The organism is Haloarcula ordinaria, assembly GCF_029338275.1.
GTDB classification, from domain to species: domain Archaea; phylum Halobacteriota; class Halobacteria; order Halobacteriales; family Haloarculaceae; genus Haloarcula; species Haloarcula ordinaria.
Genome location: NZ_CP119789.1, coordinates 1,228,764 through 1,255,721 on the forward strand (window position 1 = coordinate 1,228,764; position 26,958 = coordinate 1,255,721).

Consider the following 26,958-nt stretch of genomic DNA (forward strand, 5'->3'; position numbering starts at 1 on the left):
TCAGACCGCCTCCCCGGCGATGCCGTTCGGTCTGACGAGCAACACGGCCACCATGATGACGAACGCGATGGCGTTCGCGTACTCGATGCCGATGACGATGCCGAAGCTGTCGGGCACCAGCGGCAGTATCGCTCCCATATCGGTGAGGAGTCGGATGTCCGAGAGGACGGGCGTCAGCTGGTTGATGACCCCGATGAGGAGTCCCCCGAGCATCGCCCCGTAGACGGAGCCGATGCCGCCGAGGATGACGGCGGCGAAGATGAGCAGGAGGAGGTTGAACCCCATCCGCGGCGACAGCTGGTTGTACAGCCCCAGGAAGACGCCGCCGGACCCGGCGAGGCCGGCGCCGATGATCCACGTCCAGAGCTTGATGCGGTCGGTCCGGATGCCGCTCACGCGGGCGAGGTCGGGGTTGTCCGCCATCGCCCGCATCTTCCGGCCAAGGTCGGTGTACTGGAGCAGCGTGTGCAGGCCCCCGACCAGGACGACGGCCGAGACGACGATTGCCACGTCGTGTTCCGTGACGCGGATGCCGTAGGGCAACAGCGCCTCGATGGGACGCAGGGGCTCGACGTCGAACCGCGTGAAGTCCGCGCCGAAGCCCATCTGGATGACCGCGCGATAGATGAACGCGATACCGATCGAGGTGATGAGCAGCTGGATCGAGCTGGCGTTCATCCCGTCGTAGACGATCTTCTCCGTGAGGACGGCGACGACGGCCGCGGCGACGATACCGACCACGAGCGCGACGAAGAATCCCAGCGGCAGGCTCAGGATGCCGCCGCCGAGCCCGCCGATGGCCCCGAAGGTGACGAACGCGGCGTACGCGCCGACGGTCATGGTGTCCCCGTGAGCGAAGTTCGCGAAGTCCGCGATGCTGTATATCAGCGACAGCCCGATGCTGCCCAGGACGATGATACTGCTGAACACGAGGCCACTGGCGAGTAAGTCAAGGACCATTGCCGGCTTAGGATTCGATGAAGCCGGTGCCGACGTATTCGTGGTCCTGCACTTCCAGAATCTGCAGGAAGCCCTTGGGGTCACCGTTCTCGTCGAAGTCGATGGGACCGCTGACGCCCTGGTAGTCGACGTCGCTGGGGCCGCCGCCGTCGGCGAGAATCTGGCTCGCGGCCTCGAAGGTGGTGACCTTTTCGCCCTCCGGACGGGTCACGTCGCGGACGACTTCCTGGAGCGCTGCGCCGGTGAACTCGTCTGCGGCCTGGATGGACAGCGCCGCGACGACCACGCAGTCGTAGGCGTACGCCGACCATGCCGTGGGCTGTTCGCCGTAGGCCTCCTCGAAGTCCGAGGCGAACTGCTGGTAGTTCTCTTCCTCTACGGGCGCGGAGGGGACGACGATCTTCATGCCGTCGATGCTGCCCTCGGGCGTGTTCGAGATGACGTTGTCCCCGGAGACGGAGTCGGCCCCGTAGAACTGCGCCTCGTACCCGCTGGAGAACGCCTCGTTGACCATCGTGGCGAACTCCGCCTGGTAGGTGATGAAGAGCCAGGCGTCGGCCCCCGAATCGTTCATCTCGGAGATGACGCTGGAGTAGGACTGCTGTTCCTGGTCGTGGGGACTGTTGTAGGCGATGTCGCCCTCCCACGCGTTGACGAAGGCGTCGGTGAGGCTCTGGCCGTAGTCGTTGTTGACGTACGTGACCGCGACCGAGTCGTACCCGTCGTCAGCGATGAGGTTCGACAGCGCGACGGACTGGACGCGACCCGTCGGCGACATCCGGAGCAGGCCCGGGAAGTCGGTGAGGCCGAGCCCCGTCGAGTTCTGGCTGAGCTGGACGACGTCGGTGCCCTGGACGACGCTCTCGTAGATGGCCAGCGAGACGCCCGAACCGACCGCGCCGATGAGGAACGGGACCTCGTCCTGGTTGACGAGCTTCTGGGCCGCCGAGACGCCGCCCTGACTCTCGCTCTCGGAGTCCTCCTCGATGATGGCTAGCTCGCGGTCCTTGATGCCGACGTCGTTGACGGCCTCGAGCGCCAGCTCCTTCCCGCGCTGGTTGCGCTGCCCGAACGCCGACAGCGACCCGGTCAGGGAGTTCACCATACCGATCTCGTAGGGGCCGCTGCTCCCACCGTCACCACCGTCGCCGCCGTCACTGCCGCCATCGCTACCGTCGCTCCCATCGCTCCCGCCGCCGTCGCCCCCATCGCCGCCGTCGCTGCCGCCGTCGCCGCCGTCGTCGGTGGTGCCGATACAGCCGGCCAGGCCGGCGAGCCCGGCCAGCCCCGTTGCTCGAAGTACAGTTCGTCGATCGATAGTCGGCTTTGAATCGTCTTCCATGACTATGTTCCTCATGACACAAGGGTACCCATCAACCGTGCCCCGACCATGGGCGGTCCGACCGCGGCCGAGGGCCAGCAGGCCCTCGAAACACCCGTTCCGTTCAACACTAAACTATCTGGAATATATGGTCGGGGGACGTTATATAGGGCGGTACGCCGAGAGGGATGATATGATACCACCTATCGCGAACAACTTCGTGGCCGGGGAAACGCCGGAGACGGCGATGGCCCACGTCGACGAGTTGAACCAGCGTGGCGTGGCGGGTATCCTGAACCTGCTCGGCGAGCACTACGACGACCGTGCGGATGCAGACGCGGACACACAGGCGTACATCGACCTCGTCGAGGCGCTAGCCGAACGCGACACCGACTCTTGCATCTCGGTCAAGCCGAGCCAGATCGGTCTGGACATCGGCGACGACGTCTTCGAGGAGAACCTGGCTCGCATCGTCGACGCGGCCGACTGCCTGGTCTGGATCGACATGGAGGACCACACGACGACCGACGTCACGCTCGACGCCTACGAGCGTCACGCTCGCGCGACGGACGGCAACGTGGGCGTCTGCCTCCAGGCGAACCTCAAGCGCACCCGGGAAGACCTGGAGCGGCTGGCCGACCTCCCCGGCAAGGTCAGACTCGTCAAGGGGGCCTACGACGAACCGAAGGAGATCGCCTACAAGAAGAAGGCGAAGGTCGACGAGGTGTACAAGGAGTACCTCGAGTACATGTTCGAGCACTTCGAGGGCGGCATCGCGGTCGGCAGCCACGACCCGAAGATGATCGACCACGCCCAGGCCCTCCACGCTGAGCACGGCACGCCCTACGAGATACAGATGCTGATGGGCGTCCGAGAGGACGAACAGACCCGGCTCGCGGCCGACGTCGACGTCTACCAGTACATCCCGTACGGCGAGAAGTGGTTCTCGTACTTCTACCGGCGCGTCCGCGAGCAGAAGTCCAACGCGCTGTTCGCGCTCCGTGCTGTCGTCGGTGTCTAGGGGTCCAGCAGTTTCGCTTCCGCCTTCCGCAGGTGCTCTAGCAGCGTCGTCTTCGAGACGTCGAGGTCGGCCGCCAGCTCGCGCGTCGACGTCTCGCGGGGCCACTCGTAGTAGCCCGACTCGCGGGCGTGCTCGAAGACGTCCCGCTGGGCCGCGGTGAGCGAGTCGAGGCGGTTCTCGCGGGCCGACGACGGCGAGTCCGAGGTGGTTATCGACGCGACGTTCACGTCGGCGCCCGAATCCGACTCGACGTCTTCGAGCGCCGGTTCGATGTTCGTGCGCTCGCCGGCGAAACAGACCTGCCACTCCTCACGGCCGTCCTCGATGCGCACCGGGGCGCTGTGGACGAACCCGTGTTCGAGCAGGGTGGGACAGACCATGTCGGCCGGGTCGTACTCGAGGAAGAACTCGCGGACGACGTTCCCGGGCGCGTTGCGCTGCCGACCGAAACGCTCCTGGAGTTCCTGGAGCTCCCCCGCCCGACTGGACTCGCTGATGGTGCCCAGCAGCTGTTCGACCTCTGCCTCGGAGTCCCCGAAGGCAGTGAACAACCCGTTTACAGACGATGTCCCCTGGTCGCTGGTCGCAGGGGAGTGATAGACGGCGTGTGCCAGAACGCCACCGCGTACCTGCTCGGTCGCTTCGATCGCCCAGCAGTTCGGATGCCAGAGGTCCAGCGTGAGCCGCGTCCCGGACACCGGGTTTTCCACACTCATAGATATTGTATCTCCTATACGTGTTTGTACGTGACGGTTTCACAAACCCCGACCGACCATGGTCGGGTCCGGGCACCCTCTCGACGCTCGACCCCGTTTTCGGTCGACCCGTCCATGGTCGGACGGGGCTATTGGCTCTCTGGTTTGGTATGAGTAGCCAATGGCAGCGACCTATCAGCACTACATCGACGGCGAATGGACTGACGGCTCGGGCACAGAGACCTTCACGAGCGAGAACCCCGCGACGGGCGAGACGCTCGGGGAGTTCCAGCGGGGAACCCCCGAGGACGTCGACCGCGCGGTCGCGGCGGCCGAGGACGCCTACGAGGAGTGGCGCGAGCTCTCGCGTATCGACCGCGCCGAGTACCTCTGGGACGTCTATCACGAACTGAAGTCGAACGTCGACGAGTACGGCGAAATCGTCACCCGCGAGTGTGGCAAAGAGATCAGCGAGGGGCGTGCCGACGTCGTCGAGGCCGCGCACATGGTCGAGTGGGCCGCCGGCGATGCTCGCCACCCGAGCGGCGACATCATCCCCTCCGAAATCGGGTCGAAAGACGCCTACATGCGCCGCAAGCCCCGCGGCGTCGTCGGCTGCATCACGCCCTGGAACTTCCCCATCGCCATCCCCTACTGGCACATGGCCGTCGCGCTGGTCGAGGGCAACACCGTCGTGTTCAAGCCCGCCGAGCAGACGCCGAAGTGCGCCGACGTCATCGCACAGCTGTTCGCCGACGCGGGCCTCCCCGACGGCGTGTTCAACATGGTCCACGGCTTCGGGGACGCCGGCAACGCCATCGTCGAGTCCGAGCCGGTCGAGACGGTCCTGTTCACCGGCTCCGCCGAGGTCGGCCACAAGATCGCCGACGCCGTGGGCGGCGTCTCCGGCAAGCGCGCCGCCTGTGAGATGGGCGGGAAGAACGCCATCGTCATCACCGAGGAAGCGGACATGGACACCGCCGTCCACTCGGCAGTGATGTCCTCGTTCAAGACCACTGGCCAGCGCTGTGTCTCCTCCGAGCGCCTCATCGTCCACACGGACGTCTACGAGGAATTCAAGGAGCGGTTCGTCGACATCGCCTCGAAGGTCGCCGTGGGCGACCCGCTCTCCGAGGACACCTTCATGGGCCCGCTCATCGAGGACGAGCACCGGGACAAGGTCTCCCGGTACAACGAACTCGCCCGAGACGAAGGCGTCGACGTCCTCGTCGACCGCACTGAGCTCGACGCCGAGGAGGTTCCCGACGGCCACGAGGCCGGCCACTGGATCGGCCCGTTCGTCTACGAGGCCGACCCCGACGAACCGCTCCGCTGTACGCACGAGGAGGTCTTCGGGCCCCACGTCGCGCTCATGGAGTACGACGGCGACATCGAACGCGCCGTGGCGATACAGAACGACACGGACTACGGGCTGGCCGGCGCCATCGTCTCCGAGGACTACCGCCAGATAAACTACTACCGCGACCACGCCGAACTCGGCCTCGCGTACGGCAACCTCCCCTGCATCGGCGCGGAGGTCCAGCTGCCCTTCGGCGGCGTCAAGAAGTCCGGGAACGGCTACCCCTCGGCCCGCGAAATCATCGAAGCGGTCACCGACCGCACGGCCTGGACGCTCAACAACTCGAAGGACATCCAGATGGCACAGGGCCTCTCCGCGGACATCATCACGAGCGACGATGACTGATACCGCACGCCCGGGTGGCCTGTCGGCTCGCTGTCCGGCCTGTAGCGGCCGGCTGACGGGGCAGCTCGGGCTGGAGCGGTGCGATATCTGCTGCTGGAGCCCGCGTCGGGGCGCGGACTGAGCGGCTGCTGGCGGCATTTTTTACTGTCGATAGGGAGTGTATCTCAGACTGCGCCCGACGCCATCAGGAACAGCGCGACCGAGATGACTGCAAAGAGGACGCCGACGCCTTTCTTGATGAGCGAGGTGTCCAGGTTCGCCGAGACGTACGGGGCAATCTGTCCGCCGGTGACCGTCGCCGGAACCGTCCAGACGACCATGTTCCACGGGGTCGAGGCGAGGTCGATGTTGTGCGCGCCGGGGACGAGGCCGCCGCCGAAGACGTGGACCAGCGATGCGAGGACGGCCGTCAGCGCGACGACGATGTGGTTGCTGCCGATGGCCACCCGGACGGGGACGTTCGTCCGCAGCATCGAGATGATGCCGAGTTCCCCGATGCCGAAGCCGGCCAGCCCCTGGAAGACACCACCGATGCTGTAGTTGGCGAACCGCTCGAGGTAGCCGCCGTGGGAGTAGGTGTAGTCGTTGCCGTCGCGGTCGATGCGGGTGACCGTCCCGTCGTCGTCTTTCTCGACGCCCGCCGGACCGAGTTTGTCGTCGTCGTCGGGGAGGTCGGCGTCGCCGCCGTCGGTCGCCGCGCCGGCCTCCGCCTCGTCACCGGCGGCGCCCGGGTCCTCGTGGCCGAGGTCGGCCTTGAACAGCAGGTAGGAGGCGGCCATGAGCGCCATCCCCAGCATCGCGTGGAAGACCGGGGCCGGGATGATAAAGGAGAGCAGCGCCCCGGCGACCACGAACGGGACGGCGCCGGCGACGAGACTCAGTGCCAGTCGGCGGTCGACCAGTCCGTACTGGATGAACGCGAGCGCGGAACTCGAGAGGCCGAACGACTCGCTGATGAGGCCGACTTTCACGAGCGTCTCCGGCGTCAGCGTCTCCCCGGCGATGACCGGGAAGACGAAGATGAGGAAGGGCACGAACAGCGCCGACCCGCTGATACCGACGGTGTTGACGATGGTCGCGCCGGTGATGAACGCCAGGAACAGCCACCAGTACCGGACCCAGTACGCCGTCCCCGCACCCTCCGGGGTCGGGGCGAAGAAGTACACGCCGACCACGAAGGCGAGCGGCGCGAGGAACACGAAGACGTGCTGATACTTCAGAAAGGTCTTCTGGATGCTACTGGACGAAGCAGAACTGGTCATTGAGGCTTGAGCCAGGTGTTGGGAATAATAGTATAAGTGCATTGTTGTCTGAATGTATCCCGTCCCAACGTTCGTGAACGTCTCTCGCCGACCGTGTGTTCGCGTGTCTGGGGGGTCCCTAGAACAATTCCCGGTGCGATTGAATCCCTAATATTTATTGTAACACCTGTGGTACCATATGTCGTAATGAGTTTTCCCGAGGGACCCACGGAGGCAGTCGAGCAGTCCGCGCACGACGACGACCCGATCGACCCTGCCCCGACGGACGACCCCCGCGGAGGACTCTTCGGCGCGATTCGCGACCACGTCGAGCACTGGGCCGGCCGCTACGTCGAGATGCGCGTCGAGGCACGAACCGGCCGTCGGGACTGAGACGGGTCGCCGCGGTTCTCTGCGTTTTCCACCCGTAGCGGTCGCTGTCTGTACGATGAGACGACGACGTCACACGGTCACCGACCCCTCGTTTCCGACCACTGACGGGACCCGTCTCGCTGTCCGCTATCGTCAGGTTCCCTCGACGAGCCGTTCGAGGTGCTCTGGCGGGACCGCGCCGCGGGCGGCGTACCCGTCGTACGCGAACGTCGGGACGCCGGTGACGCCCTGCTGTTGGGCGGCGCTGAACTGCTCGCGGACCTCGGCCCGGAGCGCGTCGTCGTCCAGCGCCGACCGGATCTCGTCGCCATCGACGCCCGCCTCGGTCGCGAGGTCTACGAGGAGGTCCATCGCCCCGATGTCTGCGCCGTCCTGCCACAGCGCGTCGAAGACGGCGCGGTCGAACGCGAGCCACGTCTCGTAGTCGTAGTGCTCGGCGACGTAGTAGGAGGCCACCTGTGCGGGCAGCGAGTCTATATCGGTGGCGATGTCCAGCGTCATCTCCACGCCGTACTTCTCCTGGAGCTGCCTGACGTTCTGTTTGGCCTGCTCGTAGTAGTCCTCGCCTTTGCCGTCGTCGACGGAGTGGTCGATGGTGCCGTCCGGGTTACGTTTCTGGCTGCGCAGGTCGAACGGCCGCCAGTCGATCTCGAGTGGTTCCTCGCGCTGCTCCTGGTACTGCCGGAGCGACTCGCGACCCAGGTAACAGAACGGACAGACGTAGTCCGAGTACACCGTGATGGACTCTCCTGTGTCCTCTGTGCTCATACGTCGACCTGGACCCGCTCGGGCGTAAAGGGTGCGTTCCGGTCCCGGTAGCCGGCGGCCGGCGACGTCTCCGGGAACACTTTGATATGCGGGGTGGGCGAAGCCGAAGTAATGACTCTGGAGAACCTGTCACCGCCGGACACGCTCGGGCGGGTGACCGCGGCATGACGCCGTTCGACTCGGGAAGCACCATCGACGAGATACTCGCGACCATCGCCGACACGTCCTCGGACGTCCGCGAGGGCCTCGTCGAGGACCGCACCGTCTCCGCCGAGACCAACCCCAGCGGCGAGACGCAGATGGCCGCCGACATCCGCGCCGACGAGCTGTTCGAGGACGCCGTCCTCGCCAACGACGACGTGGGAACGTACGCCAGCGAGGAACGCGCGGACCCGATCGACGGTGGCGACGGGGCGTACCACGTCGCGATGGACCCGCTCGACGGCTCGTCGAACCTGCGGTCGAACAACGCCATGGGTACCATCTTCGGCGTCTACACGGAGCGTCCGCCGGCCTCCGGGCGCGACCTCGTGGCCTCCGGCTTCGTCCTCTATGGCCCCATCACGACGATGATCGTCGCCCGCGACGACGAGGTCACGGACTACCTCCTCGAGAAAGAGAACCCACAGGTGCTCGCCGAGGACGTGACCCTCCCCGATGACCCCACCGTCTTCGGCTTCGGCGGCGACGTCCCCAACTGGCCCGAGGACTTCCTCGACTTTGCCCGCGAGATCGAACAGGAGCTCAAACTCCGCTACGGCGGGGCGATGATCGCCGACATCAACCAGCTGCTCACCTACGGCGGCATCTTCGCGTACCCCGGGCTGAAGGAGAAACCCGAGGGGAAACTCCGCCTGCAGTTCGAGGGCAACCCCATCGCCCACGTCTTCGAGGCCGCGGGCGGGGCGTCCTCGACTGGCGACGGCTCCATCCTCGACACCGAAGCCGAGTCGCTGCATCAGCGCGCGCCGATGCACGTCGGCAACGCCGAACTCATCGAGCGCCTCGAAGCGGCGCTCGACTGAGCGCTAGTCCTCGACCGACTCCAGTAGCCGCGTCGCCCGCTCGACCAGCGTCCCGGCGTCCGTCGCGAGCAGCGTCGCACTCGCCTCGACGCCGAAGTCGCCCCGGCCGACGACGGCGATGGGCGTCCTCTCGCTGGCGTCGAACGCCTCGCCGACACCCCAGTCGGTCGTTTCGCCGGGGTCGACGTCGTCGGGTCGCTCTCCGGGGTCGAAGGCTGGCACCGACCCGGCCAGGTCGGTCAGCGCGTCCTCGACGGTGTCGTCGAGCCGGCAGTTGACCGCGAAGCGCAGCGCCGGGTCGTGCTCGCGGGCGGCCAGCAGGACGCGTGCCACGGTGGTCGACGCCCCGAAGCGCACGCCGCGGTTCGGCCGCACCCCCGAGAGCGTGCGGGTGATACGGCCCTCGACAGCGGCAGTCTCGTCGGGCGTCTCGGCATAGGGCGTCGCCCCGACGACGGTCATCCCCACCTCGGGGACCAGGCGGGAGACGTCGCGCTCGACGAGCGTCTCGACGGCGTGTTCGACGGCCTCGCTCGTCTCGTAGCGGGCGGCCTCGTTCCGCGTCTCGACGAGGTGGTGGACCGCGCCGGGGCCCTCGCCCACGTCGAGGTTGTACCGGACGGCCCGCGAGAGCAGGTCGATGCCCGACGCGACGGCGTCTGACCGGTCGTCGCCGTGAGCCAGTCGGGTCGCGATGGCCGACGAGAGCGTACAGCCTGACCCGTGGGTCGCTTGGGTGTCGACCCGGTCGTGCCGGAACGTCGTCACCGACCCCGGGGTGACCAGCGTGTCGACCACTTCGTCGCCGGGGACGTGCCCGCCCTTGACCAGCGCGGCGTCGGCCCCCATCTCGACCAGGTCCTGGCCCGCCGCCTCAGCCGCATCGGGGTCGGCGACGTCGCGGCCGGTGAGCACCTCTGCCTCGTCGGCGTTGGGCGTGACCACCGACGATTTCGCGATGAGGCGCTCGTAGGCGTTCTCGGCTTCGGATTCGAGCAGTCGGTCCCCGGAGGTAGCGACCATCACCGGGTCGACGACGAGGTTCGGGAGATCGTCGGCGTACTTGACGACGAGGTCGATTACCTCGCTCGTCGCGAGCATCCCCGTCTTGACCGCCGCGAGGTCGAAGTCCTCGCGGACGGCCCGGATCTGTGCCTCGATGTCCTCGATAGGGAGCAGGTGCTGGCCCTGCACGCCGGTGGTGTTCTGTGCGGTGACGCTCGTGATGGCACTGGTGCCGAACCCCTCGCCGGCCTCGATGGTCTTGAGGTCGGCCTGGATGCCGGCACCGCCGCCCGAGTCGCTCCCGGCGACGGTCAGCACGACCGGCGGGGAGACGGGTGCGTCTGCTCGCTGCATACCGGGTGGGTGGGTCGGTGCCCTCAAAGCGATGATGGTCTCCGTACGGATATGGAGACAGACGCCTGTCCTAGTATGCTAATAATACTTGATACTACATTCGAGAAAAGTTTATGTGCGTGAATCTCGCAAAACCGATGTACGACAATGGAACCGGCATCGAACCATTCCGACGAGGCAGACGAACGGTACGGTAGCTTCACGACCGGCGGCGGCGACGTCGTCGTCTACGACACGGACAACCCCGAAGCGTGGCTCCAGTCCGACTATGCGGTAGAGGTCGGCACCTCGTCGGGACGAACAAGCGCGTAAGTAGCTCCTCCTCAGCAGTTCGGCTTCTAACCGACTCGATAGTCGACCGAGCGACGGTCGCGGTCAGTCCTCCGCCTCGAGTTTCCCCATGTACTCCTCGAAGGTCCCCCAGAAGGGGTCGACGCCGGGATGGGGAGTCGGGTCACCGTCCACCACGAGTCCCGAGCCCTCGGTGACCTCGCCCACGTCCGCGGCCGGAATCCCCTCGTCGTCGAGTGCGTCCAGCACGTCGTCGACGCCGTCGGGGGCCACCGACAGCAGGAGCGTGCCCTCGCTGATGGAGACCCACGGGTCGATGTCGAAGAAGTCACACGCGTCCAGGACGCCGGGCTGAATCGGCACGCGGTCGGTCTCCAGCTCGATGCCGACGCCCGCCGCGCGGGCCATCTCGTAGAGGCCGCCGAAGATACCGCACTCGGTGGCGTCGTGCATCGCGGTCACCGGCCCGGCGGCCGCCGCGACCAGGGCGTCGCGCACCGGACTCATGTCGTAGAAGCGGTCCTTCGCGTCCTGAATCGTCCCCGGGTCAAGTGCCCCGTCCATCAGGGATTCGAACTGGATGGAGAGGAGGCCGGTCGCCTCGATGGCCGGCCCCTTCGTTACGACGACGCGGTCGCCGACCTGTGCGCCGTCCGGGCGCACGAGCCGGTCGTACTCGCCGACGGAGACGGCTGTCGCGCCGCCGACCATCGGGTAGTTACACCCGGCGTACCGCGCGGTGTGGCCGGTGACGACCGAGACGTCCAGCTCGCGGGCCTCCTCGTCGAACGTCTCCCAGACGGTACTGAACTGCTCGTCGGTGATCTCCGGCGGGAGGTTGAAGTCGATGGAGAGATGCGTCGGCGGCAGCCCGGAGACGGCCACGTCGCTCATCAGGATGTGGAACGCGAACCAGGCGGCCCGCTCGAACCCGACCGAGGGCATCACGAACACGGGGTCGGTCGCCATCGCGACGGCCTTCCCCCCGACGTCCACGACCCCGAAGTCGACGCCGTGCTGTGGTCCGAGGGTCACGTCGTCCCGGTCGGCGCCCAGGTTCGGGTAGATGTACTCGTCGAAGAACTCGCGGTCGACTTTGCCGAGGTCTGCCATACTCGGTGGTATTTCGCGGTGGTACTAATCAGTGGCTATCTCCGGGCTGGCCGACCAGTCCCGACCGGCTACCGACGCCGGCGTGCCAGGAGCGCGGCGAGGAGGACGGCCAGCGCTGCTATCCCCACGGTGAACCCGGGACCGCTGAGGCCGGTCGTTTGTTCGGTCGTCTCCGTCGTCGGGCGTTCGGTCGGCGTTTCCGTCCGGGTCGGCGTCGCGGCGGGCGTGACCGAAATCCGGACCGCCCTGGCCTCGCCGGCCGAGAGCAACACTTCGCCGGACTCCGGAAGCAGCACGCCCGTCGAGACCTGCGTCTTGTTCTGTGGCGGGAGGTAGACCCGCTGTTCGTCGACCGACTGGAAGTCCCTGGTGAACACCACCAGCACTTCCCCTGGTATCTCGGCGTCGTTGACGACGGAGGCGGTGACGACGACGACGTCGCCCTGGTCGGCCGTCGCTGCACTGACGTCGATGCGCTCGACGCGGGCCCGCGCCGGGCGCTCGACGAGGACGGTCACGTTGTCACCGTCGACGCTCACCTGGTACCGGCCCGGGGTGACAAAGCGGTGGGAGAGCGGGACGAGTACCTCCTCGCTCGGTTCGATGCGCCCGCGTTCGACCGACACCTCGGTGCCGTTTATCGCGAGCGTCGCGTTGTAGCGCCCCTCCGTCCCGCCGGCGTTGCTGACGACGGCGTCGACCGTGAGCGTCTCCCCGGTGGCCAGCCGAATGGGCTCCGTCCCGTCGAGGACCGTATCGCGGTACCGGCCGCTCACCTCGTACCCTGCCACCCCTTCTGTCGACGGGAGGCCGTAGCCGATTCGGGCCGGGAGCTGCCCGAAGACGACGCCGTGGCGGGTCTGGTTCCACATCGTCAGGTCAGTCCGCTCCTCGGTCAGCCTGACGGCCGTCGACCGGACCGACTCGTTGCCGGCGCGCTCGACGGCCGCGAGGAACTCGTCCTGGGTCACCGTCCCCTCGACGCCGTTCAGCAGCCGGAACGTGTCCTGCAGCGTTCGCTCGCTCTCGCTCGCCACGCGGATTCGCTCGTCGATGCGCCCTGCGGCCAGCGGGCCCCGGTAGTAGTTGGCGTTGCGCTCCCAGGTCGTCGGGTCGGACAGGACGACGTCATCGTACTCGCTTCGCTCGCCTTCTGCGAGCCGGTTCTCGAACGCCGAGAAGTTGATCCGGTCCTGTTCGAGCGTCAGGAAGGCGGCGTAGTACACCGCGCTCCCCTCGGTGAACCAGCGGCTCTCGGCGGTCGCCCGGAACCGCTGTCTGGAGTGGACGTACTCGTGGACCCAGACGTTCTCGGCCGTGTCGAGTCGCTCCCGGTCCTGGACCCACAGGTCCGAATCGCCGACCTGGAGACCGCGCACGGCCCACTCGACGTCGCCGGTCGGGGCCGCGACGGCGAACACCGACTCGTCCCGGTCGCCGACCCGGAGCGCGTCGGAGGCGTTGACCATCGAGTCGAGGACGGCCGACGGCTCCGCCGCCAGCGACGATTCGGCGGGCACGACCAGGCGGAAGGTCTGCCCGTGGGCGGTCCGGTTGACGGTCTCTTGCTCGCCGAGGTAGACCAGGTCGTCACCGGCCGCGCCGGGGCCCTGGGTCGTCACGTTGCGCTCGAACCCCATCGGCTCGCTGCCGGTGTACCGCCATCGTGTGGGCGTCCGCGAGCGCTGAAACAGGGCCCAGTCGCCGGCGTCGACGCTGATGTACTGGCCGCTGTCGGCCTCGGGCCCGGTCGTCTCGAGTGTCTCGTCCGGGTCGATCCGGTATTCGATGGTGGCCGTGGTGCTGGTCTCGTCCCACTCGAAGGCGGTCTCGTTGACCCGGTCGAACCCGTCGGTGCCGACCACCGTCGCGCCCGCGGGAACCTCCGTCTCGAGGCTGACCACCCGGTCGGGGATTGCGTAGGTCAGCGTCACTCGCACCTCGCCGGGCTGGCCCGGCGTCAGCGCGTAGGCCTGGGTCTGGCGGATGGTGTCGCCGTTGGTGACCTGGGCGGCGCTCGCACTCGTCCCGTACTGCGTTCGCTGGCTCACCGACCCGCTCGCCACACCGACGAACGGCGTGATTGCGGCGACGAGGAGGACGACCGCTAGTGCGACGACCACGCCCCGGCGGGCCCCGTGCATATTCTCTGCTTATTCGGCCCCGAGTCAAATAACTGCCCGGTTACGCAGGTGCGTCGAGCCGCGCCTCGATGTCGTCGAATATCTCGGCGACGAGCCCTCGAATCTCCTCGCGAATCTCGCGCACCGCGTCTGCGTCCTGTCCGTCCGGGTCCTCAAGTGCCCAGTCACGGACCTCGACGTCGGCGTCGAGTTCCAGGGTCGAACAGCCCATCGTGGCGACGAGGTCACACTCGTTGAGCTCCTCGTCGGTCACCTCGCGCGGGACGCGGTCGGAGAGGTCGATGTCGAGTTCCCCCATGATGTCGACGACCTCCGGGTGGACGTGGTCTGCGGGGTGGGTACCGCCGGTGACGACCTCGACGCTGTCTTCGAGGCCGCGCTCGGCCACCTCCCGCTCGGCGAAGGCGGTCGACATCTGTGAGCGGCCGGCGTTCTGTACGCAGACGAAGGCGACGCGGAATGTGTCGGTCATAGTTGTTCGTGCGGGTGGCCCCACGATACAACCCGGTTGTCGGACCGGACATATGGTGATTTCGGTGCGCTCCGGTCTCTATACTGCTATTGAGCGCTCAATACCCCATCTCGAACCGGCCGGCTCATCAGGGACTACCCGCTCCCGCAACCCTTACGCCGGGGACACTCACAGAAGAGGGTATGACCGAGGCGACGGGCATCGTCGGGGAGTTCCTCACGCTCAAGGAGGGGACCGACGCCGACCTGCTGGCGATGCAGTGTGGCGACTTCTACGAGTTCTTCGGCGAGGACGCCGAACGGGTCGCCGACGAACTCGACCTGAAGGTGAGCCAGAAGTCCTCCCACGGGTCGTCGTACCCGATGGCGGGCGTCCCCGTCGCCGACCTCACGCCGTACGTCTCCGCGCTGGTCGAGCGGGGGTATCGCGTTGCCGTCGCCGACCAGCACGAGACCGCCGACGGGCACGCCCGCGAGATAACGCGGGTCGTCACGCCCGGGACGCACCTGGAGACGGGCGATGCCGCCGCCCAGTACCTCGCGGCGGTCGTCCGCCACCGCGAGGGCGAGGCGGACACCTACGGACTGGCCGTCGCCGACGTGACGACCGGACAGTTCCAGGTCACGCAACTCGACGGAGCCACGGCCGGTGAGGTGCTCTCGGAGCTGTACACGTTCGACCCCGCAGAGGTACTCCCGGGGCCGGACCTGCGGGCCGACGACGACTTCCTCGACCAGCTTCGCGAGCGGACCGACGCGGCGCTGACGCTGCACGCCACGGAGTCCTTCGCCCCCGGGCGAGCACGCCACCGCGTGCGCCAGCAGTTCGGCGCCGAGACGCTCTCGAGCGTCGGCATCGCCGACGACGACGCGGCTATCGCCGCTGCCGGGGCCGTCCTCTCGTACGTCGAGGAGACCGGCGTCGGCACGTTGGCCGCGGTGACACGCCTGCAGGCCTACGGCGCCCGCGAGCACGTCGACCTGGACGCGACGACCCAGCGGAACCTCGAGCTCACCGAGACGATGCAGGGAGACACGTCGGGGTCGCTGTTCGACACTATCGACCACACGGTCACCGCGGCCGGTCGCCGGCTCCTCACGGAGTGGATTCAGCGCCCGCGACGCGACCGCGGCGAGATTCGTCGCCGGCAGTCCTCGGTCGCCGCGTTCTCCCGGGCTGCGATGGCCCGCGAGGCCATCCGCGAGACGCTCTCCGACGCCTACGACCTCGAACGACTGGGCGCTCGCGCCATCTCGGGGAGCGCGGACGCCCGCGACCTCCGGGCGGTGCAGGAGACGCTGGCGTTGCTTCCCGCGGTGGCCGACGCCGTCGCCGAGACCGAGCGGCTGGCGGAGTCGCCTATCGCCGACGCGCTCGCAGGTGCGGACCGCGACGCCGCCGAGTCTCTCGCCGACGAACTGGACGCCGCGCTCGTCGAGGACCCGCCGGGAACCGTCACCCAGGGCGGCCTCTTCCGTCGGGGCTACGACGACGACCTCGACGAACTCGCCGAGGAACACGAGGCAGCCCTGGAGTGGCTCGACACCCTCCCCGAGCGCGAGAAATCACGGACCGGCATCACGCACCTCTCGGTCGACCGGAACAAGACCGACGGCTACTACATCCAGGTCGGCCGGAGCGAGACCGAAGACGTGCCCGACGAGTACGAGGAGATAAAGACGCTCAAGAACTCGAAGCGGTACACCATCCCGGAACTTGACGAGCGCGAACGGGATGTCCTCCGCTTAGAGGAGCGCCGGCACGACATGGAGTACGACCTCTTCGAAGCGTTACGCGACCGGGTCGCAGCGCAGGCGTCGCTCCTGCAGGATGTCGGGCGCGCGCTCGCCGAGGTGGACGCGCTGGCCTCGCTCGCGGTCCACGCCGTGGAGAACGACTGGACTCGGCCCGACGTGGTCGAGGGGCGAGAACTCACCATCGAGGCCGGCCGCCACCCGGTCGTCGAGCAGACCACCGAGTTCGTCCCGAACGACCTCGCGATGGACGACCAGCGGCAGTTCCTGGTGGTCACGGGCCCGAACATGAGCGGGAAGTCGACGTACATGCGCCAGACGGCGCTCATCACGCTGCTCGCCCAGGTCGGGAGTTTCGTCCCGGCACGGTCGGCCCGCGTCGGCGTGGTCGACGGCATCTACACCCGCGTCGGCGCGCTGGACGAGCTCGCACAGGGCCGCTCGACGTTCATGGTCGAGATGCAGGAGCTCTCGAATATCCTCCATTCGGCGACCGAGGACTCGCTGGTCATCTTAGACGAGGTCGGCCGAGGAACTGCTACCTTCGACGGTATCTCCATCGCCTGGGCGGCCACGGAGTATCTCCACAACGAGGTGCGCGCGAAGACGCTCTTCGCCACGCACTACCACGAACTGACGACGCTCGCCGACCACCTGGAGCGCGTCGAGAACGTCCACGTCGCGGCCGACGAGACGGACGGGGACGTCACCTTCCTCCGGACCGTACGCGACGGCCCCACCGACCGCTCCTATGGCATCCACGTCGCCGACCTCGCGGGTGTCCCCGGCCCGGTCGTCGAGCGCTCACAGGAGGTACTGGACCGGTTGCGCGAGGAGAAAGCGATAGAAGCCAGGGGCAGCGGTGGTGGCGGCACCACCCAGGCCGTCTTCGACCTCTCGTCGGGGACGTTCGGCGGCGGCGGGGACTCGCCGACGAGCGCGGACGGCGGGTCGGCGGCGGGGACGGAGCCGACGCTTTCCGACCGGTTCGGTCCCGACGCCGAAGCCGTCCTGCGCGCGCTCTCGGACCTGGACGTCAACGAGACGCCGCCGGTCGAGCTGATGGCGACGGTCCAGCAGTGGCAGGCAGACCTCGAGGAGGACTGACTGCGCCCGCCGGTCACGACCGCGATAGTTCCTGGCGCAGGAGGCCGCTCCCCCCGACCAGGAACACGAGGCCGCCACCGCCGTACAGGAGCCACTGCCGGGCGTTCAGCGGCGGGCCGTCCATCGCGTCGAGCCGGCCCCGACGGTACTCTGCGAAGGTCGTGTTCTCGCACCGGCGGACGTGGGTCTCGTTCAGTGCCACCCGTTCCTGGCCGAGGCCTGCGTCGGTGAGACGCGACTGGTTCGCCAGGTCGGCACAGCCGGCCTGGAACGTCGCGTATTCCGCCCGGGTGACCGTCGTCGTCACCTCGACGTACGCCAGCCCGCCGAGGATGCTCGCCCCGATGACTGCGACGCCGAGCGCGACCGCGAGCGACCCCCAGTCCCGGTCCTCGCCGGCTCGCTGGTTCGACCCGGGCATCGTTCACTTGCGACTGGTCGGGCCGTCGCTCACCGTTCTCCGCCCGGGCCGAACTCCACGTCCCGCGACTCCGTGTCCCGAAGCTCCTCGTCGACCGACTCGCGCTCGGCGTCGAACTCGGACTCGGGCACCTCGGCGTCGAACTCGGACTCGGGCACCTCGTCGTCGAAGAACCCGAATCTCTCGTCGTCCCGCAGGAGGTAGTCGTTCTCCAGCATCTCCGAGACCATCCGGCCAAGCGAGTCCAGCTCGAGCTCGATCTCGTCGACGTCGCCGACCTCGAGGTCGCGCCGGACCGCCTCGGGGAGCGTCGGCGCCTGATAGCCGACCTCGTCGGTCGTCGGGTCCCAGTAGAAGTCGAACTCGTCGACCAGCTCGTGCTCGGTCACGAGCTCGAAATCGGCCACCAACAGCCCGGTCTGTGTCGTCCACTCCTCGAAGGCGTCGTGCCAGGCGCCGGCCTCGAGTATCTCGGCGACCTCCTCCCGACGGTAGTCGTCCTCCGGTTCCTCGGCCGGTGCGTCGATGGCGCTGTACTCGCTGCGGGGCTGTGGGCCGTGCAGCGACGGCGGGTCGGGGACGGGCACGTCGAGTGACATATCTGGATATTCGTCATTCAGATAGAAATACGCACCGCTGGTGTGGGCACCGACGGCCGGTCACCCCCGCCTCGCGAACGCGAACTCCGTGGACGTCCCCAGCGGGTCGTCGGCCATCTCGGTCCACACCTCGTCGAATCCCGCGTCGCGCAGCTGGTCCAGCGTCGCCTGCCGGCCCGGCGCGGAGAAGAACATCGAGCCGCCCATCCAGCCCCGCCGGACGGTCTCGAACCGGCCGCCGGGGAGTGTCAGCAGGACGAGGCCGTCGGGGCCGAGGACGCGGGCGAACTCGCGGTACACTGCGGGCTGGCGCTCTCTGGGCACGTGGAAGACGGCGTGGTAGGCGGTGACGGCATCGACGCTGTCGTCCGCGACTGGGAGCGCGGTCATCTCGCCCTGCACCAGCCGCGCGTCGGGGACCGTCTCGGCTGCAAGCGCCAGGCTCCGCCGAGAGAAATCGAGGCCGACGCTGCCGGCCGGGAGGTTCGCGAGCGTCCGCGCGCCGTCGCCACAGCCCACGTCCAGCACCGTCGGGGCCGGCGGGAGCTCGGCGAGCAGGTCGTCGATGAGCGCGGCGTCGGACCCGCTCGGGTCGCGGCGTTGAGCGTACGTCTCCGCGACGGCGTCCCAGGCCGCCCGAATCTCGTTTCGGTCCATACCGTCCTGTGGGCCGCGAGACACATCAGCCCACGCATCCCCCAGCGGAACGTTTGTTCCTGTTCGGTCCCGACGGACGGTATGGCAACGCAGCTCTGGTCCGACGCCGTCGGCGCGCTGGCCGACCGGGCCTACGAGCCCGCTGGGGACGCGTACACGCGAGCCGCCTGGGAACGACTGGCTGTCCCCCGTCCAGGGCAGTCGCCGTTCGACGCCGACGAGAAGGGGTGGGTCGGCGAGGGGATCCGGTTTCTCGTGCTGGCTGGCGTCAGCTACCGCGTCGCCGGGCTCCCCGAGCGCGCGACCCACCGCGCCGTCGAGGGCGCGGCCGTCGCTCGGGACTTGCAGCACGCACTCGCCGACCCGGTTCAGCAGGCCTGTCTCGACGAGTTCGTCGCGGACTTCCACACCGTCGGCTCGCTCGACGGGGCGGCGGCGGCCTACGACGACGCCGAGACCGCCTACGCGGACGCCGCCGGGTCGGTCGAGTCGGTCCAGGCCGTGGCGACGACGCCGCTGTTCGAGGCCGCCGCGGCGCCCCTCCAGCAGGTCGCCCGGGGGCTCGCCGACGGCGAAATCGCAGTCGGCTGGGACGACCTGCACGGCCCCGACCCGTCCGACCCGGCGCGCTTCCTCGGTCACCGGGCGGCGTTCAAGCGACAGCGGTTCCCCAGTCTGCTCGCCCGGGCGGTCGACGCCGGGACGCTCGCGGCCCATCGCGGGACGACGGAGTACGACAACGCGAACTTCCGGTGTCCGAACTGCCGGTCGACCGACGTCAACTGGGCGACGGAGCACACGCTCTGTCTGCGCTGTTCGACCCCGATGCGCGAGCGGTGACCGACACCCTGTTCTGTCTACCGACTGGCGGCGAGACACACCTCGACGAGTTCGCTCTTGCGATGGTGGACGTGGAGGTGCGACCGGAGCTGTCCAGGGGCGCCACAGTCGTCGCCACACAGCGGGCAGACCGTCTCGAGGCGGAGGCTCATGTGTGGCGTGAGGGTCCCACTACGGGTAATGATACTACCGGAACGCTCCGGTCCGGGACTGGTCTTTCGGCTACTGCACCCGCGCTCAGAACAGTCCCAGGTCCTTCCCCAGCCGGTCGGTCAGCGCCTCAAGCACCTCGGGGTCCACCTCGGCGACGGCCTCGCCGTCGTGGAGCTGCTCGTTGTGCCGTTCGACGGCCCGTTCGACCTCGTCGAAGGCGACGCTGGTCCGGGTGTCACACTCGGGGCAGACGACCGGAATCTCCGGCAGTTCGTCGTCGCTGGCCATACCCGTCACTCTCAGTGTGGGGCGTCAAATACCGACCGATTCCCGCGCGGTCACTCGAGGACGGATTTCGGTCGCTTCAGGTAGAACTCCTGTTCGGTGACGCGCTCGTACACCGCGTAGAGGGTCTCGACGGCCGATTCTGGGGGCTCGAACCGGACGTGCGGGGCGACGTGGTAGGCCTTGCAGCTGGTCAGGAAGAAGTAGAGGGTCCGGTGGTGGGCCGGTGTGGCGTCGACGACGCCCATCGACGCGCCCCCGAGGTCCTCGGAGAAGTCGTTGAGCATGGTCGCGATGTCGTCGTTGAGCCGCTCGTCGGGCCGCTTGAGCGGGGTCCCGAAGGTCTGTTCGAGGAAGTCACTGGTCGCCCGGACGAACGGGTTCGAGTCCATCCCGCTCGGGTCGACGCGGGCGAACTGCTCGTAGAGGTCGAGCAGCGCCGTCAGCTCGTCGGCGGTGACGGCGACCGGTCGCACCGGGTCGCCCTGCGGGAGCGAGTACTCCGGGAAGGTGTACGACGACGGGTCCGGGACCTTCCCGAACACGGTCTCGAGTGACATGGCTCCGCGTTGGGCCGCGGGGTGTCTAACTGTTGTGCCCGGCGCGAGCGGAGGCTGGGGGTGTCAGGACCGCCGTTCGTCGAGTTCGGCGAGCAGGTTCAGGCCGTAGACGATGTGGAGGACAGAACTCGCTTCGCCGGGTTCGTAGACGAGGTCGTCGTGCGCCCGGACGTGGTCGAGGACGGCCTGCGAGGCGTGTTCCGGCGCCGCCGAGATGCCGGCGTCGGCCTCGGCCACCCACTCCATGACGCGCAGGTCGCTCTTGCTGTCGCCCATCACGATGCCGAAGGGGTCGTCGATGCCCAGCACGTCGAACGCCTCCCGCACGCCGGTGGCCTTGTCGAGTTCCAGGCTGACGAGTTCGACGGCATCGGCCTCGTAGTAGCCCACGTCGATGCGTTCGAGGATATCGAGCACGGCCTCGGGTGCTGCTTCGAGGTCGGCGTCGGCTGACACGCCGGCCTCGGCGAACACGCGGGCCAGCTCCGGGTCGCGTGCGAAGTACGTCCGGGCCAGGGCCGCGGGGTCGTCGATCGACTCCCCGACGGCGTCGGCGACGGCCCGGCCGACGAGCGCACAGAGGTGACAGACGGCTTCGTCGATAACCTCGGCGGCGGCCTCGCTGCCCACTTCGGCGTTGGGCTTCAGCGTGACGTTGAACTCGTTGCCCTGGAGGTGACAGCCGTGGACGACGGACTCGGGGGCGTCGGAGAGCACACGTCCGCGGACCGCGTCGAAGACGGCGACGATCTCGGGGTCGAGTCGCTCGTAGAGCAACCGTTTCGTGTCGGAGCCGTGACCCGGCGTGAAGACGGCGTTCCCCGTCTCGAAGACGATGCTCATGTTCCCCGAGGAGACGACTTCGTTGCCCAGCCCCTGAATCATGAACCCCTTGACGTTCTCTAAGGTCTGGCCCGTCACCACGACGATGGGGACGCCCTGCTCGTGGAACTGGGTCAGGAGGTGGAGCGTGCTCCGGGGGATCTCGTTGTCGGTGTCGCCGGCCGACCGCAGCGTCTCGTCGACGTCCAGCACGAGGACGTTGACGCGCCGGTCGTACTTCGAGTAGAGGTCGAGCGCGGTGAATGCCTCCTCGCGGGTCAGCCGTGCGGCGAGCTCGGCGTAGGTCTCCCCCGTCGTCGGGAACTCCTCGCTGATGGCGGTCTTGCGCTCGTCGAGCTCCGCCCGCACGGCGTCCCACTGGTCGAGGGCGACCGTCGACCGCAGCGGGGGAAAGAGGTCGACGAACTCCTGGTAGGCCCGCAGCGTCTCGGTGTCGGTCGTCTGGTAGAGGTGGTAGAGCTGGTCGTATTTCTCCATTCTCGGTGTTCGGTGTGTCGATGCCGATGTACTTCACTGTACAGCCATCGCGCCGAACGGGAAAACCCGGTCGTTTCGACAGCCTGGACCCGCTGTCTCAGCTCTCGTCCTCGTCGCCCCCGTCGGTCAACGCTTCGAGCTCCTCGTCGTCCTCGGTCGCTTCGTTGAGGAACGACGGCAGATCGTCGTCCGCCTTTGCCTCCGTCTCCTCGACGTCGCTATCTGTCTCTCGCTCGCGGTTCCACGGTGGCATCCGTCCTCTGTCGTGGCACATGGGTGTCCACCGTCGGACGGTACGTCGCGACTCGTGTTAACAGTTTGCAACGTCTACGGGACAGTCTCAAGTCGCCCCGGCCGCTATCCCCGACGACATGCGGGGGACGCCATGACCGACATCCGGCAGCTCGACGACCAGACGGTAGAGCGAATCGCCGCCGGCGAGGTGGTCGAGCGGCCGGCCTCGGTCGTGAAGGAACTGGTCGAGAACGCCATCGACGCCGACGCGAACCGCGTCTCGGTAGCCGTCGAAGCGGGGGGAACCGAGGGCATCCGTATCACCGACGACGGCGTCGGGATGGACCGCGAGGCCGTCCAGCGCGCCGTCGAGAAGCACACCACCTCGAAGATACGCGATATCGCGGACCTGGAAGGTGGCGTCGGCACCTTGGGCTTCCGTGGCGAGGCGCTCCACGCCATCGGCGCCGTCTCGCGGGTGACTATCACGACCCGACCGCGCGGTGGGGACGTCGGCACTGAACTCGTCCTGGAGGGCGGTGAGGTCACCTCGGTCGGCCCAGCCGGCTGTCCCGAGGGGACGACCATCGAGGTCGACGACCTCTTCTACAACGTCCCCGCCCGCCGGAAGTACCTCAAGCAGGCCTCGACGGAGTTCGCCCACGTCAACACCGTCGTCACGAGCTACGCGCTGGCGAACCCCGACGTCGCGGTGTCGCTGTCCCACGACGGCCGCGAGACGTTCGGGACGACCGGTCAGGGTGACCTGCGCGAGACGGTGCTGTCGGTGTACGGCCGGGAGGTCGCTACCGCCATGATTCCGATCGAAACCGAGGACCTCCCCGACGGCCCGCTCGACGGCGTCACCGGCCTCGTCTCCCATCCCGAGACGAACCGCGCCGGCCGGGAGTACCTCTCGACGTACGTCAACGGCCGGTACGTCCGTGCCGGCACCGCCCGGGACGCCGTCGTCGACGCCTACGGCACCCAGCTGGCCCCCGACCGGTACCCCTTCGCCGTCGTCTTCCTCGACGTGCCCGCCGGCGACGTCGACGTGAACGTCCACCCCCGGAAGATGGAGGTCCGGTTCGCCGACGACGAGGGCCTGCGCCGCCAGGTCCGCACGGCCGTCGAGGACGCGCTGCTCCGGGAGGGACTGCTTCGCTCGTCGGCCCCGCGGGGTCGGTCGGCGCCCGAGCAGACGGAAATCAGTCCCGACCGGTCGGCCGACGGTGACTCTGACACCGACGCTTCGGGTCGAACGTCGCCGGACGCGGCCCCAGGTGGCGAGCCGGACAACACCGGCGGTGGCGAGACCGTGAGTGGCGAAAGCGAGGCCGCCAGTGCCCCCTCCCACGACGGTACCGGAGTCAGTTCGACCAGGGGGAGTCCGACTGTCGACGGGAGTGATGCCACTCCGGAGACGAGTGGCACCAGTGACGCCACCGGCGACGCCACTCCGGAGACGAGTGACGCCTCCGAGACGGAGTCGCGGTCCACCCCATCGCCCGACGACCCCGAGCAGTCCGCGTCGCGGAAGTTCTCCGGCGGCCACGACCAGCGACGACTCGGCGACGCGCCTGAGACGACCCACGACACGCTCCCGCCGATGCGCATCCTCGGCCAGCTGCACGACACCTACGTCGTCGCCGAGACGGACGACGGCCTCCTGCTGGTCGACCAGCACGCCGCCGACGAGCGGGTCAACTACGAGCGGTTGCAACGGGAGTTCGCCGGCGAGACGACGACACAGGCACTCGCGGAGCCGGTGGAACTGGAACTCACCGCCCGCGAGGCCGCCGTCTTCGAGGGCCGGGCCGACGCGCTGGCGAGCCTCGGCTTCCACACCGCCCGGACCGGCGAGCGGACCGTCGAGGTCCGGACGCTGCCGGGCGTCATCGCGGACGCCGCCGGCCCCGACCTGGTGCGTGACGTCCTGAGCGGGTTCGTCGCCGGCGACGACGAGGCGGCCGCGACGGTCGAACAGGCGGCCGACGAACTGCTCGGCGACCTGGCGTGTTACCCCTCTGTGACCGGCAACACGTCGCTCACCGAGGGCTCCGTGCGGGACCTGCTCGCGGCGCTCGACGACTGCGAGAACCCCTACGCCTGTCCACACGGCCGGCCGACCGTCATCGAGGTCGACCGGACCGAGCTCGAGGACCGCTTCGAGCGGGACTATCCCGGTCACGGTGGCCGACGCTCGTGAGCCCCGTCTAGCCGGTTGAACTAAATCCCGGTCCGTCGATGAGGGAGTATGACACTCGTCACGGTCGGCGAGACGGCCCTCCGCTTCTCGCCGCCGGCCGGGCACAGGTTCGAAACCGCCGACGAGGTGACGCTCCAGACCGACGGCATCTCGAGCACCGCCGCCGCGACGGCCCATCGACTCGGGGGCGACGCCGTCTGGGTCTCGAAACTCCCCGACACGCCGCTCGGCCGTCGCGTCGTCGCTGCACTCCACGAGCACGGCCTTGAGACCGACGTCGTCTGGGCCGACCCCGGCGACGGACGGCAGGGACTGTCGTTCTACGAGGCCGGCGCGGCCCCGCGCGAGGACCGGCTCCTCCAGGACCGAACCGGCGCCGCGATGGCGACGCTGACCCCCGGCGAGCTGCCGATGGACCGCCTCCAGGCCGCCGACGTGCTGTTCGTCGCCGGGTCGATGGCTGCCCTGTCCGAGACGGCTGCCGACACGGCCGGGGCGGTGCTCCGGGCGATGCCGGGTACGACGGCTCTCGACCTGGACTTCTATCCGGGGCTGTGGACCGCGGAGCGCGCCTTCGAGACGCTCTCGGACCTGTTCGACGCCGTCGACGTCCTCTTCGCACGCGAGCGCCAGGTAGAGGCCGTCTTCGACACGACCGCACGCCCCCGCGAGCTGGTCCACGCCATCGCGGCCGACCACGGCTTCGAGACGGTGGTCCTGACGCGCGACGATCACGACGTCGTCGCCTTCCACGACAACGTCATCCACGAGCACGACGCTATCGAGACGGAGACGGTCGACGTCACCGGCCAGCACGCCGCCCTCGTCGGCGCCGTCCTCGAACGACTCGTCGGGGGCGCCCCGCTCGACGAAGCGCTGTCCTACGGTGTCGCGGCCGCCGCGCTGACGCGGACGATGCCGGGGCCGCTGACGCCGCTCGAACGCGCCGAAGTCGAGCGGCTCGTCGACGCGCAGTCCGACGGCCGTCCCTGACCGGTGACGTTTCACTGAGTTAATCCGACCATACTGTTAAAGGCTGCCGCCCGAAGGAACAGGTATGTCTGAGACACGGACCCGGGCCGCGACACTGCTCGTCTTGCTCCTGGTCGTCGCCGGTAGTACTGTAGCGCTCTCCGGAGCAGCGACGGCGCAATCGCAGGTGACGCTGACGGTCACCGTCGTCGACCAGGACGGTGACCCGCTCAGCAACATCGACATCTCCGCGACGTGGGACGACGGCGCCGGCGGCCCCGTCAACGAGACGACCCGTGCCAACGGCCAGGCGCTCGTCGACGTGCCGGCGGGCGCGGACGTCCAGATCACCGTCCACGACGACGAGGTCGTTCGGAACGTCCCGTTCACCGTCGAGGACGCCTCGACCCGTAACGTCGAAGTCGAAGTCGCGCCCGGTGCCACCGCGACCGTTTCCGTGGTCGGTAGCGGTGGCGACCCCGTCGAGGACGCCCGTGTCCGCCTGTTCACCGACGGCAACTACGCGACCGACCAGCAGACAGGGAGCGACGGCACCGTCACCACGCCACTCATCGAGGAGGGGACGTACACCGTCATCGCCACCAAGCCCGGATTCTTCCGCAACACGACCCGCGCCACGTTCGTCGGGGAGAACTCGACGTCCATCACGCTGACAGAGGGGTCGGTGCTCGTCACCTTCTCCGTCGTCGACGACCACTTCGAGCCAAACGAGACGATGCGTGATGCGACGATTCGCGTCGGCGACGTCGGCTCCGTCCAGACACTGTCGGACGGCGAGGCGACCATCTCCCTGCCGGTCAACGACCGGTACGACGTCCGTGTCACCAAGGACGGCTACCAGGCGTACGAGGAGCGCCTCAGCGTCCAGGAGTCCGCGATGACCGTCAACGTCTCTATCGCGCGGACGCCTCGCGTCGACGTGACGCCGTCCAACGAACGTGTCGTGGTCGGCGAGTCGGTCAGCCTGACGGTCACCGACGAGTACGAGGAGCCGGTTCCGAACGCGACGATTCGCTACGACGGGGCGGACGTCGCAACGACGGACGCCTCGGGCCAGGCGACTGCCACCGTCCCGACGGCCGGGAACGTCACCTTCATCGCGGAGAACGGTGCGCTGAGCGCTAACGTCACCGTCGAGGGCGTCGAACCCGGGAGCGAAGACGGGACGCCGACCGAGGCGATGACCCAGGCGACGACCGAGACGGCGACGGAGTCGACGGGCGTCGCAGGCCCCGGATTCACCGCTATCGCGACGCTGGTGGCGCTCGCACTCGCAGCGGCGTTCCTGGCCCGGCGCCGCTAGCGGGACGTTTTTCCC

27 protein-coding genes are annotated in these 26,958 nt (G+C 68.2%); 10 read left to right on the top strand and 17 right to left on the bottom strand.

Features of this window, described 5'->3' with window-relative positions; genetic code table 11:
• Together P1L41_RS06485 and P1L41_RS06490 are read right to left on the bottom strand one after the other, a co-directional pair.
• On the bottom strand, window positions 1-960 hold the full coding sequence (locus P1L41_RS06485; protein ID WP_276298049.1) for a branched-chain amino acid ABC transporter permease: 960 nt from the start codon (window positions 958-960) through the stop codon (window positions 1-3).
• A 7-nt stretch (window positions 961-967) separates the two neighbouring features.
• On the bottom strand, window positions 968-2,302 hold the full coding sequence (locus P1L41_RS06490; RefSeq protein WP_276298050.1) for an ABC transporter substrate-binding protein: 1,335 nt from the start codon (window positions 2,300-2,302) through the stop codon (window positions 968-970).
• A 172-nt stretch (window positions 2,303-2,474) separates the two neighbouring features.
• On the opposite strand from P1L41_RS06490, the gene P1L41_RS06495 reads away from it, so the two are divergent.
• On the top strand, window positions 2,475-3,302 hold the full coding sequence (locus P1L41_RS06495) for a proline dehydrogenase family protein (RefSeq protein WP_276298051.1): 828 nt from the start codon (window positions 2,475-2,477) through the stop codon (window positions 3,300-3,302).
• Here P1L41_RS06495 and P1L41_RS06500 read toward each other — a convergent pair.
• Window positions 3,299-4,018 (bottom strand): helix-turn-helix domain-containing protein, encoded by a 720-nt coding sequence (locus P1L41_RS06500; RefSeq protein ID WP_276298052.1) that lies wholly within the window; start codon window positions 4,016-4,018, stop codon window positions 3,299-3,301. The two genes, P1L41_RS06495 and P1L41_RS06500, sit on opposite strands and share 4 nt — an antisense overlap.
• 160 nt (window positions 4,019-4,178) lie before the next feature.
• On the opposite strand from P1L41_RS06500, the gene P1L41_RS06505 reads away from it, so the two are divergent.
• Entirely contained in the window at window positions 4,179-5,702 is a 1,524-nt protein-coding gene (locus P1L41_RS06505; RefSeq protein WP_276298053.1) for an aldehyde dehydrogenase family protein, read from the top strand.
• Between the two features lie 164 nt (window positions 5,703-5,866).
• On the opposite strand, the gene P1L41_RS06510 is transcribed toward P1L41_RS06505, so the two are convergent.
• Window positions 5,867-6,964: a sulfite exporter TauE/SafE family protein gene (locus P1L41_RS06510; RefSeq protein WP_276298054.1), complete on the bottom strand. Its 1,098-nt coding sequence runs from the start codon at window positions 6,962-6,964 to the stop codon at window positions 5,867-5,869.
• 186 nt (window positions 6,965-7,150) lie between these two features.
• On the opposite strand from P1L41_RS06510, the gene P1L41_RS06515 reads away from it, so the two are divergent.
• On the top strand, window positions 7,151-7,336 hold the full coding sequence (locus tag P1L41_RS06515) for a hypothetical protein (protein WP_276298055.1): 186 nt from the start codon (window positions 7,151-7,153) through the stop codon (window positions 7,334-7,336).
• A 132-nt stretch (window positions 7,337-7,468) separates the two neighbouring features.
• On the opposite strand, the gene P1L41_RS06520 is transcribed toward P1L41_RS06515, so the two are convergent.
• Window positions 7,469-8,104, bottom strand: a complete 636-nt coding sequence (locus tag P1L41_RS06520) for a DsbA family oxidoreductase (protein WP_276298056.1) — start codon at window positions 8,102-8,104, stop codon at window positions 7,469-7,471.
• A 164-nt stretch (window positions 8,105-8,268) separates the two neighbouring features.
• Here P1L41_RS06520 and P1L41_RS06525 point away from each other — a divergent pair, with 164 nt between their 5' ends.
• Window positions 8,269-9,129, top strand: a complete 861-nt coding sequence (locus tag P1L41_RS06525; protein WP_276298057.1) for a class 1 fructose-bisphosphatase — start codon at window positions 8,269-8,271, stop codon at window positions 9,127-9,129.
• A gap of 3 nt (window positions 9,130-9,132) precedes the next feature.
• On the opposite strand, the gene thiD is transcribed toward P1L41_RS06525, so the two are convergent.
• Window positions 9,133-10,488 carry a bifunctional hydroxymethylpyrimidine kinase/phosphomethylpyrimidine kinase gene (gene thiD / locus P1L41_RS06530; protein ID WP_276298058.1) on the bottom strand — a complete coding sequence of 452 codons (1,356 nt, stop codon included), beginning with the start codon at window positions 10,486-10,488 and terminating at the stop codon, window positions 9,133-9,135.
• A 147-nt stretch (window positions 10,489-10,635) separates the two neighbouring features.
• On the opposite strand from thiD, the gene P1L41_RS06535 reads away from it, so the two are divergent.
• Window positions 10,636-10,800: a DUF7331 family protein gene (locus P1L41_RS06535; RefSeq protein ID WP_276298059.1), complete on the top strand. Its 165-nt coding sequence runs from the start codon at window positions 10,636-10,638 to the stop codon at window positions 10,798-10,800.
• A gap of 63 nt (window positions 10,801-10,863) precedes the next feature.
• Here P1L41_RS06535 and P1L41_RS06540 read toward each other — a convergent pair whose 3' ends face one another.
• The 3 genes from P1L41_RS06540 to P1L41_RS06550 all read right to left on the bottom strand — a co-directional run bounded on the left by P1L41_RS06540 (window position 10,864) and on the right by P1L41_RS06550 (window position 14,508).
• Complete coding sequence (locus tag P1L41_RS06540; protein WP_276298060.1) at window positions 10,864-11,892, bottom strand: AIR synthase family protein; 1,029 nt, start codon at window positions 11,890-11,892, stop codon at window positions 10,864-10,866.
• 68 nt (window positions 11,893-11,960) lie between these two features.
• Complete coding sequence (locus tag P1L41_RS06545; protein WP_276298061.1) at window positions 11,961-14,036, bottom strand: peptidase; 2,076 nt, start codon at window positions 14,034-14,036, stop codon at window positions 11,961-11,963.
• Between the two features lie 40 nt (window positions 14,037-14,076).
• The gene (locus tag P1L41_RS06550) at window positions 14,077-14,508 is read right to left on the bottom strand and encodes an arsenate-mycothiol transferase ArsC (protein ID WP_276298062.1); all 432 of its coding nucleotides are present in this window, start codon (window positions 14,506-14,508) and stop codon (window positions 14,077-14,079) included.
• 182 nt (window positions 14,509-14,690) lie between these two features.
• Between P1L41_RS06550 and mutS the strand changes: the two genes are divergently transcribed.
• Window positions 14,691-17,369 carry a DNA mismatch repair protein MutS gene (mutS, locus tag P1L41_RS06555; RefSeq protein WP_276298063.1) on the top strand — a complete coding sequence of 893 codons (2,679 nt, stop codon included), beginning with the start codon at window positions 14,691-14,693 and terminating at the stop codon, window positions 17,367-17,369.
• A 13-nt stretch (window positions 17,370-17,382) separates the two neighbouring features.
• On the opposite strand, the gene P1L41_RS06560 is transcribed toward mutS, so the two are convergent.
• The 3 genes from P1L41_RS06560 to P1L41_RS06570 are packed head-to-tail and all read right to left on the bottom strand — an operon-like array spanning window position 17,383 to window position 19,046.
• A complete protein-coding gene (locus P1L41_RS06560; RefSeq protein ID WP_276298064.1) occupies window positions 17,383-17,790 on the bottom strand; it encodes a hypothetical protein in 408 nt (135 codons plus the stop codon).
• A 29-nt stretch (window positions 17,791-17,819) separates the two neighbouring features.
• Window positions 17,820-18,389, bottom strand: a complete 570-nt coding sequence (locus P1L41_RS06565) for a DUF7992 family protein (protein ID WP_276298065.1) — start codon at window positions 18,387-18,389, stop codon at window positions 17,820-17,822.
• Between the two features lie 60 nt (window positions 18,390-18,449).
• On the bottom strand, window positions 18,450-19,046 hold the full coding sequence (locus tag P1L41_RS06570) for a class I SAM-dependent methyltransferase (protein ID WP_276298066.1): 597 nt from the start codon (window positions 19,044-19,046) through the stop codon (window positions 18,450-18,452).
• Window positions 19,047-19,127: 81 nt separating this feature from the next.
• Here P1L41_RS06570 and P1L41_RS06575 point away from each other — a divergent pair, with 81 nt between their 5' ends.
• A complete protein-coding gene (locus P1L41_RS06575; RefSeq protein WP_276298067.1) occupies window positions 19,128-19,886 on the top strand; it encodes a hypothetical protein in 759 nt (252 codons plus the stop codon).
• 17 nt (window positions 19,887-19,903) lie between these two features.
• Here P1L41_RS06575 and P1L41_RS06580 read toward each other — a convergent pair whose 3' ends face one another.
• The 5 genes from P1L41_RS06580 to P1L41_RS06600 form a co-directional block, all read right to left on the bottom strand.
• Window positions 19,904-20,038 carry a hypothetical protein gene (locus tag P1L41_RS06580; protein WP_276298068.1) on the bottom strand — a complete coding sequence of 45 codons (135 nt, stop codon included), beginning with the start codon at window positions 20,036-20,038 and terminating at the stop codon, window positions 19,904-19,906.
• Window positions 20,039-20,123: 85 nt separating this feature from the next.
• Entirely contained in the window at window positions 20,124-20,327 is a 204-nt protein-coding gene (locus tag P1L41_RS06585; protein ID WP_276298069.1) for a DUF8149 family protein, read from the bottom strand.
• Between the two features lie 50 nt (window positions 20,328-20,377).
• Window positions 20,378-20,884 carry a hypothetical protein gene (locus P1L41_RS06590; protein WP_276298070.1) on the bottom strand — a complete coding sequence of 169 codons (507 nt, stop codon included), beginning with the start codon at window positions 20,882-20,884 and terminating at the stop codon, window positions 20,378-20,380.
• A gap of 63 nt (window positions 20,885-20,947) precedes the next feature.
• Window positions 20,948-22,204, bottom strand: coding sequence for a Cof-type HAD-IIB family hydrolase (locus P1L41_RS06595; RefSeq protein WP_276298071.1), 1,257 nt, complete (start codon window positions 22,202-22,204; stop codon window positions 20,948-20,950).
• A 97-nt stretch (window positions 22,205-22,301) separates the two neighbouring features.
• Window positions 22,302-22,478 carry a hypothetical protein gene (locus P1L41_RS06600; protein WP_276298072.1) on the bottom strand — a complete coding sequence of 59 codons (177 nt, stop codon included), beginning with the start codon at window positions 22,476-22,478 and terminating at the stop codon, window positions 22,302-22,304.
• Between the two features lie 111 nt (window positions 22,479-22,589).
• Between P1L41_RS06600 and mutL the strand changes: the two genes are divergently transcribed.
• The 3 genes from mutL (at window position 22,590) to P1L41_RS06615 (ending at window position 26,943) form a co-directional block, all read left to right on the top strand.
• Complete coding sequence (mutL, locus tag P1L41_RS06605; RefSeq protein ID WP_276298073.1) at window positions 22,590-24,647, top strand: DNA mismatch repair endonuclease MutL; 2,058 nt, start codon at window positions 22,590-22,592, stop codon at window positions 24,645-24,647.
• Between the two features lie 48 nt (window positions 24,648-24,695).
• Entirely contained in the window at window positions 24,696-25,640 is a 945-nt protein-coding gene (locus tag P1L41_RS06610; protein WP_276298074.1) for a PfkB family carbohydrate kinase, read from the top strand.
• A 64-nt stretch (window positions 25,641-25,704) separates the two neighbouring features.
• The gene (locus P1L41_RS06615) at window positions 25,705-26,943 is read left to right on the top strand and encodes a PGF-CTERM sorting domain-containing protein (RefSeq protein WP_276298075.1); all 1,239 of its coding nucleotides are present in this window, start codon (window positions 25,705-25,707) and stop codon (window positions 26,941-26,943) included.
• Window positions 26,944-26,958: the final 15 nt, after the last annotated feature.